Below are 11,983 nucleotides of genomic sequence, written 5' to 3' on the forward strand. Positions count from 1 at the left end.
TTTTCGTGCAGATAAAAACTTATGAGAAATGTTGGGATTCTATGATGGATAAGAAATTTATGCGTGCCGCGATCAGAGAAGCGGAAAAAGCCCGTGCGGCAGACGAAGTTCCAATCGGGGCGGTGATCGAGTTTCAGGGCGAAATTATTGCTGCCGGGTACAATCTGCGGGAGACGTCACAGGAAACGTTATCCCATGCTGAGCTAGTCGCTATGCAGGAAGCGAATAAACGAATCGGCAGCTGGCGGCTGGAGGATTGTACCCTATACGTCACCTTGGAGCCATGCCCTATGTGCGCAGGAGCGATTGTGCAATCCCGCATCAAGCGTGTGGTGTATGGAGCTCCTGACCCCAAAGCTGGCTGCTGCGGAACCCTGATGAATTTGCTGGACGATGAGCGTTTTAATCATCAGGTGAAATGGACGAGTGGAGTGTTGGAGGAAGAATGTGCTGAGTTGCTGCGGGGGTTTTTTCGGGAGCTTCGGGGGAGGAAGAAAAAGTGAAGTTTGTGGTGGTATTTTGGTTTTAATAGGTTCATACATATGATGAAAGCACGAATGAAATGATTTCTTCGGCGTTCGTGTCCTCATCCCCGTGATGAGAGCGCGAATGAGGATTATTCTTCGGCGTTCGTGTCCTCATCCGCATGATGAGAGCGCGAATGAGTATTATTCTTCGGTGTTCGTGTTCTCATCCCCGTGATGAGAGCGCGAATGAGGATTATTTTTCGGTGTTCGTGTCTTCATCCCCGTGATGAGAGCGCGAATGAGTATTATTCTTCGGTGTTCGTGTCTTCATCCGCGTGATGAGAGCGCGATTGAGTTATTTTCTTAGGCATTCATGTCTTCACTCCCATGATGAGAGCACAAATGAGGTATATGCTTCTGCATTGGTGACTTCATTCCCTTAGTAAGTAACCAAACGAAGATTCCCGCGTTTATTAAGCGTCTTCCTTTCACCATCAACCTCAAAAAACATCCCGAACATACTGAAAAAATGCTACAATATAGATAAGAAGCAATTAAGGAGGAGAACAGATTAATGGAAAGCTTAAACAGGCCCAAACGATTCGGGGAAATTCTTGATGTCGCTTTCAGGCTCAGCAAACAGCATTTCTCCAAGTTTTTTCTGATCGTACTGCTGCTTATCGGCCCCCTGTATTTGCTGCGATCCCTGACTTTGTTGATGGGCGGAACGAGTTTTTTTAGGGAAACCGCAAATGGGAGTAACTTTCTTGAACAAACACTCAATAGTTTTACGATGACAACCGACACAACATTGGCACAGGGTCTGGCGGGAAGTTTTATTGATATTCTAACCATTTTTTTCATCCCTGTAGCTTATGCTGCGGTATTATTGGCAGTTGCGCGTTTAAAAAATGGGGAAGACTTCGCAGTCGGTGAGGTGATAAAACAGGCATTTTCCAAGTATTGGTCGTTATTGGGTGGCACGCTGTTATTTGCTCTTATTGCGTTTGCGATGATTTTCGTACCGCTGATTGCTGTTATCATCGTAGGAACTATTAGTATGTTTGCTGACCCCATCGCAGGAATTCTCATCATCCTGATACTGGGATTGGGCATTGGACTCACAGCCGGCTATTTCCTGATGCGCTGGAGTTTTTTTCTCGGTTTCACTGTTTTTGAAGATCGCGTACCAGGACTGGGCGACAGCTGGCGCTTAACCAAAGGGAACAGCTGGAAGGTATTTGGCCTTTTTATTATCTTTTTCCTGATCTTTGCCGCTATCGGCCTTGCCGTTGACGCGATTCTTGTTATGTTGCTGGGCAACAGCGTCTTGTACTCGATTATGGTCAACCTGGTCACCCTATTTACTTCGATGATATTTATGGTTGGCTATGCCGTGATTTATTTCGATTTAAATGTCCGTCATGATGGAGCAGATTTAGAGCATATGATTGATGATTACGAGAATGCCAGTGTGCAAAAGTAATAGAGAAAAACGCGCCCAAGGTGGATGGTGATAGAATTGGCGAACACAGACCGGGCAAGAGAAGAACTGCAGCAGATCCTGCAGCAAAACGAATATCAGGTTTATTATGAGGACAACCGGAATTTTCTCGAAGTCTTATGGGATCGTGTGACAGAATGGCTTGGAGAGATCCTGAACGAATTATTTGCCGGAGTGGATCCTGCCGGCGGTTTTGCGGATGCCGTTCTGGTTATCATCATTGCCGCTGTTGTGATTCTCTTGGGCGTCGTCCTTTTTTACCGTTTCCGTCATTACCGGAGAAGCCAAGGGTTTACTCAAATCAGACCACTACAGTCGATACATGGAAGCGATTGGTCATTTGATCAGCATTTGCAGGTAGTCCGGCGAAAGGAAGAAAATCAGGATTATACAGGAGCCGCGCGTCATATGTTCCTGGCGCTGCTGCTTTATTTTCATGAACGGGAGTGGCTGAAGGCGAGGAATTGGAAGACGAACTGGGAATATTTTGCGGAGCTTCAGGAGGTTAATCCGCAATTGGCCGAATCGTTTTATCGCCTGGCACTGGTATTTGACGAGGTGTTTTACGGGGAGCGGACGTTATCCGAGGATGACTATGTCTATTACCGCGATGAGGCGATGAAATGGCTGGATGATAAACCCGAGGAAGTTTCCGGGGAAGGTTAGGGGGAACAGCGGACTTGAATACATCAAAAACAGGCAGGAGAGCATTGCCGGGTCTGATTGCTGTTCTCCTTTTATTTATCGGAATCAGTTACATAGCTGCACCGGAGAAATTAGAGGAATATCCTGCCTTTGTGTCAGAGTCTCCGGCGCCTGCCGGGGTGAAAGCTTTTTATACATACCTTGATCGCGAGTTGGCTGCTGTGGAGCGATGGACTCAAACTCCTGAGCTATTGCCTGAGGATGACGGAGGCCGGACGCTCGTTATGGTAGGACCGTCGTTCGTTCCGGACAGTAGGGGTATGATGTCCTATGTCTCTTTTATGGAAGCAGGCAATACGATTCTGCTGCTGAAAACAAATCCGGCTGACATGTTTGGTATAGAGACCATGTCTGTGCAGCAGCCATCTTCTAGCGTCACGGATCAGAACGGAAATACCTATCAGGCAGACGTGCAATCCATGTTTCGGATAGACTCACAAAACGAAGAAAATGTGTTACTGTCCGATCAAGCAGGCGTGATCGCGGTGGAGAAAGATTATGGCAGCGGCAGATTAATAACTGCTGTTACTCCGGAATGGTTAACCAATGAGAACATTTTGAAAAACGATCACCTGGAACTTGCTTTTTCCCTGCTGCCGGCAGATCAGAATGCACTGTATTTTGACGAATATGTTCATGGCTCAGGCAATGCGCCGGCCCTAACGACAGTTTACCCGCAATGGATGCTGGTGCTTGCGCTTCAAGCCATTTTGCTGGCGATTATATGGCTGTGGTATCATGGCAAACGCTTTGGCCCTGTGGTGGAACCGAGAGAAGCGTCCGTCCGCTTTAGTGACGAGCGCATCCAGGCTCTGGCCGCATGGTATTTGCGTGGACGAAGGTACCGTGATGCATTAGCGATTCAAGTCGATTATGTGAAACTTCTGCTTCAAGAGCGTTGGGGCATCCCATATTACAAAGAATGGCCGGAAATTGCCGATCAGCTAAAACGAAAAACGACCCTTGAAGGAGACATGGGACAATTTCTCTATGATTTATCCCATGTATTAAATCAGGAGAATATCAGCAAAAAAACGTGGAAGACATGGTCGAAAAAGATAGATAAACTGCGGGAAGAGGTGGAAGAAGGATGAGAAATGAGCTTGCAGCACTGCTGGAGAAATATGAGCAGCGGATTCTTGGTCAATCTATTAACCTGAAATTCTTGCTGTCTGCGGTTTTGGCAGATGGGCATGTCTTGATCGAAGGAGTGCCTGGGACGGGAAAAACACAGATGGTTCGGACACTGGCTGATTTACTTAGCGGGACATTTAACCGGATCCAATTCACCCCGGATCTCTTGCCAAGTGATATTACCGGCAGCACGATTTATAATATGCAGGAAAGCAGCTTTCAAACGATCAAAGGACCGGTTTTTTCCAATATTTTATTGGCTGATGAAATTAACCGGACTCCGGCCAAAACGCAGGCCGCTTTACTCGAAGCGATGGAGGAAAAACAGGTGACCATTCAAGGAGAGACGTACAAACTCCCGGATGTGTTTTTTGTGGTCGCGACCCAGAACCCGATTGAATTTGAAGGAACCTATCCCCTGCCGGAAGCACAGCAGGACCGGTTTTTGCTGAAACTGCAGATTGACTTTCCTTCTTTGGAGGAAGAAACCAATGTATTGAAACAGGTGCTTGAGCCGGGAGATGCGCAAAAGGTGATCGATGCGGTCGTGGACATCGATACCTTTCAGTCGATACGCCAAGAAGTGGAGGCCTTGACATTGAATGATGAGATGTATGATTACATCATGCAGATCGTAAGGCGCACCAGGGATATGGAGGCTGTCCGGTTTGGTGCGAGTACGCGGGCAGCGATTTCCATCGCCAAGGCGGCAAGAAGCTGGGCGTATCTGACAGGAAGGGAGTATGTCACCCCGGATGATGTGAAAATGGTTGCGAAGCCGGCGCTCAGGCATCGGCTGCAATTGTCGCCGCATACGGAATTGGAGGGAGTTGGCCTGGATGAAATCATTGAAGAACTTGTGGGAGCGGTTGCTGTTCCGAGATAGGGGCATTGTACCTGACGTGCGGCTACTTATCTTGTTTCTCGTGTTTTCTGCTGGCGCGGTTTTCCTGACTGTTTTTGCCGATGTTTCGTGGGTTTGGCTGTTCGTCATCAATGGGCTGCTAATTTTGCTGAGCCTGCTGGATTTGTTGGGGTCTCCGAGAAAAAGGGAGCTTTCATTTAAACGGGAAATGCCGGATGAATTGGAGCGCGGGCTTGCCTCTGACATTAGTATAACTATCAATAATGTCTCACGCTATCCTTGTGATGTCAGGATCATCGACGGGCTGCCGCAGTCGTTCCGTTCTCCATTTCCACTCAAAAGCACTGTCGACGCGCAAGATTCGGTCAAATTGGTTTACCAGCCCATCGCCCCGGAAAGAGGCAAATATGGTATCACGACTATTTTCATCCGATACCGGAGCCGATTAGGGTTATGGCAAAAGCAGCTGGCTGTCCGTGATGAGCACTCCGTCAAAGTAATTCCTGATTTGACCGAAACCAGGCAGTATCTCGAGAGTCCGCAGCAATTTTTATTATATGAAGGAACAAAAATCCGCAAACAGCGGGCGGAAGCTGGGGAATTCGCGCAAGTTCGCAACTATGTGGTTGGAGATGACCCGCGAAAAATCAACTGGCGGCAAACAGCGAAATTGCAGACGGTGATGGCCAATGAGTACGAACCGGAACACGGGAAGTATGTCACGATTTTGATCGACTGCGGCAGGATGATGGGGGCAGAGCTTAAGTCAGGCAATCGGCTGGAAAAGGCGTTGGAAGCAGCAATCACAACAGCCGCCGCAGCACTGAAAAACGGTGATTATGTCGCGGTGCTGGCATTTTCCAAAGAGATCAAGGTCTTTGTGCCACCAGCAAAAGGGATGAATCAGCTGCAAACTATTTTGCAAGCTGTCTACAACTTAAAAGTCGATGCAAGTGAGTCGAATTATTCGGCGGCGATTAATTATTTGTCCGTGGCTTTGAAAAAGAGAAGCCTGGTTCTTTTGTTCAGTGATATCCAGATATTTTTGCATGAAGAAAGTGCCTTGTATCAGCTGAAACGCCTGCGGAGACGCCATTTATTCATGATGATCGGGGTAGAGGACGAGGAGCTTCTGGCCAAAACAAGACAACAGCCGGATCACGCCAAGTCCCTGATGGTCAAAGCCATGGCGCAGCAGCAAATCCAGCTGAAAAAACGCGGCAAGGCAACCTGGGAAAAGCAGGGGCTTTCCATGGTGGAGGCCAAGGAAGAGCACCTGGCAACAGCAGCCGTCTCCGAGTACGTCCGGGTTATGAATGAAGGTTTGCTTTAGCCTGATTCCGCTGAAGAAGCATTTTCCCGCTTGCCATGTATAAAAGAAAAGCAAGCAAAGTCAGAATCGCAACGGCATATTTTGCTTCCAGGGAAAGTGAAGCAGGGGTAATGAACCCTTCAATAATACCGGCAATGATAAACAGCGGGATGGCGCCGAGCAGTAACTGCACCGAGCGTTTGGCCTGGCGCTTTAACTGATAGCCGCGCGAATACGGACCTGGGGCGAACAGTTTGTATCCCATCAGCAAACCGGCACCGCCTGCAATGAAGATGGCCAAGAGTTCGATGACACCATGCGGGACAATGTAAGCCCAGAATTCGTATGTCATACCGTAGTTCCAGAACAAACCTGCCAATGCGCCGACGACGACTCCGTTAAGCACCATAACATAGACGGTCAGGATGCCGAACGTGATTCCTCCTGCGAACGCGAGGAAAGCGACTTGGATATTGTTCGTCATGATTTGCGCAGAAAACAGCGAGGCATCAATAGAACCATGGTTGGCGCCCAATTGTTCCGGATCGACTGCCCCTGCCATTTGTTCGGGGAGAAGCGCATACAGATTCAACGGATCATTCAACACCGCAAGAAAGGCAGCGAGCCACCCTGCAGCAAACAGGATCATGGCCACTGCGGCAGCTTTCCACTGACCCATCAAGAGTCCGATAAACGTCGTTGAGAAAAACGTCCGTATCTGCCGGAAACTGGAGACCTGATCTTTATACAGCAGATTATGCGCTTTGGCCACCAGCTCATTCAAATAGGCGGTCACCTCTTCATCGGCAAAGTACGTCTGACTGTAGGCCAGATGCTGGGCGGCCTTCTGGTAAAGCTGGTTAAATTGGTCGATATCCTGCCCTGTCAGGCTTCGTTTATTTTTATTGAGGCGAGTGATGAAGTGTTCAAGCTGGTTCCAGTTCTCGCGATTTTGCTTAATGAATGTGTTGATATTCACGGCTGCGGCACCCCCTTTCCGACGCTTTGTATCTCAATTATAAATTGTCTTGACGGTAATTGAAACCTTCGAATCACAAAAAGGAGAAAATATAGATGGAACAAGAACAAGTCACGGTGAAAACCCCGGAATATGTATCGCTCAATTTTAAACTTGCCGGTCTTGGCAGCAGAGCCGGAGCGATGATCATTGATCAGCTGATCCTGACAGTGCTCAACATTTTGATCATCGTTGGACTGGTCTTTACCATGCAATCGGATTTTATGGACATCACAACTTCGCTTCTTCCGCTGACCATCACTATTATTTTGATCTTTGTCATCTATTGGGGATACTTCTTCGCTTGGGAATACTTTTTCGGCGGCAGAACACCTGGTAAAAAGGTGCTCGGAATCCGCGTGATACAGGAGAACGGCCACAGCATCACCTTGCTTTCCAGTGTGCTCCGCAATCTGCTGCGGATTATCGACATGCTGCCGTCAGCTTATTTTGTCGGGATGATCTGGGTTTTCTTCCATTCTAAGCATAAGCGGATCGGTGATTTGGTTGCAGGAACCATTGTGGTGCATGAGCGCGGAGGAAAAAAAGATAAAAAATCCGATCCCTTTAATAAGGAAATCAGGGAAAGAGGACTGACGAAGGAAAGCCTGTCCCTCGATGACTGGGCACTCCGCTCGCTTGGAATGAAGGAGTGGAAGCTGCTGCAGACCTACAGGGAACGCGTTTTTCAGGTAGATGATACAGAAAGAGTGGTATTGACAAGAAAATTGGCCGGGGTACTTTTTCCGAAAATCGGCTTAGATCCGGAAACCATGCCGTACCGGGAAATGGAGGATACTTTGCTTGTGTTGTATCTGATTTTAAGTGAAGAATGGGAATTTGAGTGGTGATTTGCGGGGGGAAGCTGTCGGGGGTTGGAAAGGTCCTGGCAGCTTTTTTCTTTTTAATAAACAGGATGACCGTGTTTAGAGGAAGGAGCGAATGAAACATTTTGAGGAGACTGATAATCTAGCGGTAGGAAGCATCGATCGATTATCATTGTTAGGCCTGTCATGAGGAAGAGCAAATTGCCTATTACATTGTAAGAGAATTGCATAACAATATTGAGAAAGAGCAATTAGACCAATAAAGGACGCCTTTGTTCATATCTGGCATTTCTTAAGTTGTATAGTTTACTGCAGAAAAAAACTTTTTTCTTTTTGTGTAGGTAATCTGCACTTATTTGTTTTTATAATTTTATGTCTATTTCTTGAGACGACTTTATAAATACCATTCCTTATACTCTTCGGAATTAATTTTAGAAATAATAAGGGGATAAATAAATTATTAGCATCAGCAAGTAAGTGTATTATTGCTTCAGAATGATAATATCTGTTGTCTTTAGTTATATAAACAATAGTATCTGGTGATACATTATTTTCTTTGTTTTTGATAGCCCATTCTGATTCAAAATCGGTAATTTTTAAATCAGTATTTTGATTGACTTTTAATACAAAGCGAATAAAACCACTACACATATTACATTCTCCGTCATATATTAATATGCTCATATTAAAACCCTTCCCTTACTTATTTTATATAATACCTAAATTCGAATAAAGACATAAGATAGAACCACTCCAGCCATGTTTTAGAGCCACTTTTGCCATAGAGTGAGCCAGCATGCTTTGACATTGATACAGCAACACTTCAATGCAGAAAAAACAGCCTTGAGGACGCCATCCACATAAATGGCGTACCACGTACAATCACTTCTAAGGTGGTTGGTATTATGGTAGTGTTTATCAATGAGTGGCTCACCTTTGTAATAACTGGCTCATTTTCTTGTCACCGATGGATCAATTGCTATTTATCTCTGCCTCCCGTTAGTTTTCTTATTATTTATTTTTGGCTTAGATATTATAACTATAATCAAAGTGAGCAAATTTAAAGCAAAGAAGATTAAATAATATATACTCGTAGTTCCTTCTAAAAGGTAAGTCCCATATCGCAGAGTATTAATTCCTAATACAATCAATAATAAGATAAATATTTTTTTATAATTCATATTTATTCACCACCTATAAAAGTTAGTAAAGGAGCAAGTATTTATAAAAGCTACCTTCGTTCCTATTTTGTAATGATAGAAATGACATCTCACTTTTGCGGTAATGGAAGATAGCTTCTAACGAATTGATTGCCATATTTTTTCTCTAGCATTAGAGTATCCATTGCTTAATGTATACCCTTTTGTTCATTAAGTGATCGAGGTGTCATTGCAATAACTTTATTTTTAACGAAATTATAGGCAAGCTTATATTCCCTATCGTTTAAAAATGCTAAATCTAAAGCCAGCATAATCATTCCAAATTGGACTAAACCCATTAATATTGCAATACCTAAATGAAAACCAATAGACCCAACTAAAACCACGTATCTTGTGTATTTATTGAATACTAAAAACGGAAATAGAAATTGGAGAAACATAGCTGAATACGCTCCAATTGTTAGCAACATCGGAGAACCAGTTACGACCTCGGACAAGAAGCTAGTAAGATTCATATTAAAAGCATCAAGGTTTAATACATAATATAGCGCTGTTCCATGTAACCACATATCTCCTTGTATCTTAAAAAAACCTGCAAAGAAATATAATATACACGTTTGGATCAGAACCAATGAAAGGAAAAGGTTGTGTGTTATTCTACCAAACATACTATAACTTGGTTTCTTAGGGAATAAGGAGAAATAGGCAGAGTTGTTAGTGAAAATCATATACACAAGAACAATAATTAATATGTTACTCCCGCCGTCGCCCAAAAAGGGGCTTGCCTTATATAAAATAAATACAAATATATATACAATAAAATTAAAATAAATTGTTCCTAAACCTAAAGTATAAAGTAACATGATTATAATACCAAAGAAATAAAATATAGTAAAAAATGTAGGGTTATGTAAAAATTCAACGTTTGGGTTCAAAAAATAAGATTGCCAAAGGTCTTCTTTTATAGGATAAGAAAGAAGTAACTGCCATAATAAATGCAATCCTATAGTTACTCTTATTATGCTTAACCCAATTAAATGATGCTGGTTGTTGGTTGCCTTATTGAATAAGATATTGGTTTTCATTTTATCCCCCTCTAACCAGTTGATTTGTTTTAAGTTTAGGTAAATAAAAAAGTTGGTATTTAGATTCCTCTTCTTCCCCATATTCCGCGAAAAATTCAGAAGAGATCCTTATTTGTATATTGGATATATCTGAAAAATACTGTTTATTAAAATACGTATATACTAAACCGTATAGTGAATTGACTGTTCTATTTGTTTCAAGAAAATCTTTAATATCTTTTTTCTCTACTAAACCTTCTATATAACTTGATTGATTGTTATTGGCAGTTTCAAGATTCAACTGCTCCAATATTTGCTTATCTTCCTCTTCGATTGACTTCATAAGGTTTTCAGAGGTTCTTATTACATTACCTTGCATTTGAACTAACGCACCTGAATAAAAATGGTAATGAGAGAAGTAATTATTTCTTGACTTTTCATGAACTAAGTCTGAAAAACTAATCCAACTGGTTTCTTGGTTATCTCCATATGATAATTTCACTTCAGCTTTTACGTTAGTATTTGCTGGATTAGGAGCAAACAGAGTCCAAGTTTGACTAAATAAAGGGGTCATATAAGAGTTGATAACTCCACTAAAATTATTTTTAAGAGGTGTTATTGGAAAATTATAGGCTACAGTAATAGCACTATGAAAAATTACAAAAGACAATAATATATAGAACCAAGTTTTTAGTAATTTATTTTTCATTTTTACTCTCCTTTTTTAAGAAGATAGGTGTTTTATAACAAAATGCAACTGTGAACTGTAAAATATCTACAGTTCACAGTGGCAAATTTTAACATTATCGACCGAATGCAGTAACATTTTCATCCTCAGTAGATTCAAGGCTCTGGCCAAGATAATTCGTCCCTCTCTCATAACTATCTGCTACTGCTTCGTGTCCTCCAGCATCCTGGTAAACGCCATGCATATAGGTAACTGTGCCTTTAACAGCATCGTAGAGTAGACCTCCAGCTAAAGCACCAGCCGCAAAAGCTGGGATAGCCTCTGGGGTTACTTCATTATTCACCAATGCGTTGCTATTGTAATTAACTTCATGCTGTTCAATATCGTCCGTCTCTTCATCAGCTGCGCTAACACTTATTGTTCCTAGAAACACTCCAAGAACAAGAGTAATAGCTGCTAAAATAGTCCATTTCTTTTTCATAGAATCCCTCCGTTGTGTAAGTATAGTTCTTAGCTCTTAGCTCAGGTTTTTAAAACGAGTCTCATAGTTTTTTTCCATGGATTCCCCCCTTCAAGTAAATGGTGCCACAAATAGGTAAAAGGATATTTACGAAATTCGTTTAAAGCTCCAGCACCTGAGAGAACTGACATACAATGACGTCGAATGACTTTTTCTTGTCGTTTGGCGGCAAATTAAAGTAAAGGCAATTGCTGAGTCATCCTGATCGGCGCTGTCCCAGATATCGCCTGTTCAACTAGTATTAATGGCTGGCACTCTATCATCTGATTTTTCTTCATAAGTTCATATTAAATTGTTTACGGGCCTAAAACTTAAAGAGTGAACAAGTAACATTAAATACTATCGACCAAACTCATTCGTGCTAGAAGTTTCTTTAGACGAAATTTCTAGTTGCTCATCCAATTGTTGATTATCACCAGTATGATATATCATCTGATTAGCTACACTAGAGGAAAACCAGCCAGTAAGAGCATCAGGTTGAGCTGCTTCGTCGATTTGTTGATTATCATACTCCACCTCGTACTCATTCATACTATATTTGGAATAACTTGTTCCAGCTACAGTACTACTAATGCCTAGCATTATAACGGCTGACAGTAAGCAACTTATGACTACACTTCTTTTCCTCATGAATGCATTTTCACCTCCTTATGGTTATTAGCAAAATCTAGTTACGATAATTTATTTCCAGTAACCCACCTCCAACTATTAAGGATAAT

13 protein-coding genes are annotated in these 11,983 nt (G+C 43.0%); 7 read left to right on the forward strand and 6 right to left on the reverse strand.

Annotated features, from left to right (window positions below; all coding sequences use genetic code 11):
- Nucleotides 1–41: 41 nt before the first annotated feature.
- The 6 genes from tadA (at nucleotide 42) to CEG13_RS10100 (ending at nucleotide 6,008) form a co-directional block, all read left to right on the forward strand.
- Complete coding sequence (gene tadA / locus CEG13_RS10075; RefSeq protein WP_100011884.1) at nucleotides 42–503, forward strand: tRNA adenosine(34) deaminase TadA; 462 nt, start codon at nucleotides 42–44, stop codon at nucleotides 501–503.
- A gap of 538 nt (nucleotides 504–1,041) precedes the next feature.
- Nucleotides 1,042–1,953: a DUF7847 domain-containing protein gene (locus CEG13_RS10080; protein ID WP_100011749.1), complete on the forward strand. Its 912-nt coding sequence runs from the start codon at nucleotides 1,042–1,044 to the stop codon at nucleotides 1,951–1,953.
- Nucleotides 1,954–1,977: 24 nt separating this feature from the next.
- Nucleotides 1,978–2,637: a DUF4129 domain-containing protein gene (locus tag CEG13_RS10085; RefSeq protein ID WP_100011750.1), complete on the forward strand. Its 660-nt coding sequence runs from the start codon at nucleotides 1,978–1,980 to the stop codon at nucleotides 2,635–2,637.
- 14 nt (nucleotides 2,638–2,651) lie between these two features.
- Nucleotides 2,652–3,770 carry a DUF4350 domain-containing protein gene (locus CEG13_RS10090; RefSeq protein ID WP_100011751.1) on the forward strand — a complete coding sequence of 373 codons (1,119 nt, stop codon included), beginning with the start codon at nucleotides 2,652–2,654 and terminating at the stop codon, nucleotides 3,768–3,770.
- Entirely contained in the window at nucleotides 3,767–4,696 is a 930-nt protein-coding gene (locus tag CEG13_RS10095) for an AAA family ATPase (protein WP_100011752.1), read from the forward strand. The genes CEG13_RS10090 and CEG13_RS10095 overlap by 4 nt, the downstream gene beginning before the upstream one ends.
- The gene (locus CEG13_RS10100) at nucleotides 4,650–6,008 is read left to right on the forward strand and encodes a DUF58 domain-containing protein (RefSeq protein WP_100011753.1); all 1,359 of its coding nucleotides are present in this window, start codon (nucleotides 4,650–4,652) and stop codon (nucleotides 6,006–6,008) included. The genes CEG13_RS10095 and CEG13_RS10100 overlap by 47 nt, the downstream gene beginning before the upstream one ends.
- Here CEG13_RS10100 and CEG13_RS10105 read toward each other — a convergent pair.
- Nucleotides 5,986–6,966 carry a stage II sporulation protein M gene (locus CEG13_RS10105; protein WP_100011754.1) on the reverse strand — a complete coding sequence of 327 codons (981 nt, stop codon included), beginning with the start codon at nucleotides 6,964–6,966 and terminating at the stop codon, nucleotides 5,986–5,988. The two genes, CEG13_RS10100 and CEG13_RS10105, sit on opposite strands and share 23 nt — an antisense overlap.
- 95 nt (nucleotides 6,967–7,061) lie before the next feature.
- On the opposite strand from CEG13_RS10105, the gene CEG13_RS10110 reads away from it, so the two are divergent.
- Nucleotides 7,062–7,856 (forward strand): RDD family protein, encoded by a 795-nt coding sequence (locus CEG13_RS10110; RefSeq protein WP_100011755.1) that lies wholly within the window; start codon nucleotides 7,062–7,064, stop codon nucleotides 7,854–7,856.
- A 282-nt stretch (nucleotides 7,857–8,138) separates the two neighbouring features.
- On the opposite strand, the gene CEG13_RS10115 is transcribed toward CEG13_RS10110, so the two are convergent.
- From CEG13_RS10115 to CEG13_RS10140, 5 genes are all read right to left on the reverse strand, one after another.
- Nucleotides 8,139–8,516: a thiol-disulfide oxidoreductase DCC family protein gene (locus CEG13_RS10115; protein WP_100011756.1), complete on the reverse strand. Its 378-nt coding sequence runs from the start codon at nucleotides 8,514–8,516 to the stop codon at nucleotides 8,139–8,141.
- 664 nt (nucleotides 8,517–9,180) lie between these two features.
- Nucleotides 9,181–10,077 carry an HTTM domain-containing protein gene (locus CEG13_RS10125; RefSeq protein ID WP_100011758.1) on the reverse strand — a complete coding sequence of 299 codons (897 nt, stop codon included), beginning with the start codon at nucleotides 10,075–10,077 and terminating at the stop codon, nucleotides 9,181–9,183.
- A 1-nt stretch (nucleotide 10,078) separates the two neighbouring features.
- Nucleotides 10,079–10,765, reverse strand: a complete 687-nt coding sequence (locus tag CEG13_RS10130; RefSeq protein WP_100011759.1) for a DUF5819 family protein — start codon at nucleotides 10,763–10,765, stop codon at nucleotides 10,079–10,081.
- A gap of 94 nt (nucleotides 10,766–10,859) precedes the next feature.
- The gene (locus CEG13_RS10135; RefSeq protein WP_100011760.1) at nucleotides 10,860–11,225 is read right to left on the reverse strand and encodes a hypothetical protein; all 366 of its coding nucleotides are present in this window, start codon (nucleotides 11,223–11,225) and stop codon (nucleotides 10,860–10,862) included.
- A gap of 378 nt (nucleotides 11,226–11,603) precedes the next feature.
- Nucleotides 11,604–11,894 carry a hypothetical protein gene (locus CEG13_RS10140; protein ID WP_100011761.1) on the reverse strand — a complete coding sequence of 97 codons (291 nt, stop codon included), beginning with the start codon at nucleotides 11,892–11,894 and terminating at the stop codon, nucleotides 11,604–11,606.
- Nucleotides 11,895–11,983 lie beyond the last annotated feature (89 nt).

The organism is Lentibacillus sediminis, assembly GCF_002763455.1.
Lineage (GTDB): Bacteria > Bacillota > Bacilli > Bacillales > Amphibacillaceae > Lentibacillus_D > Lentibacillus_D sediminis_A.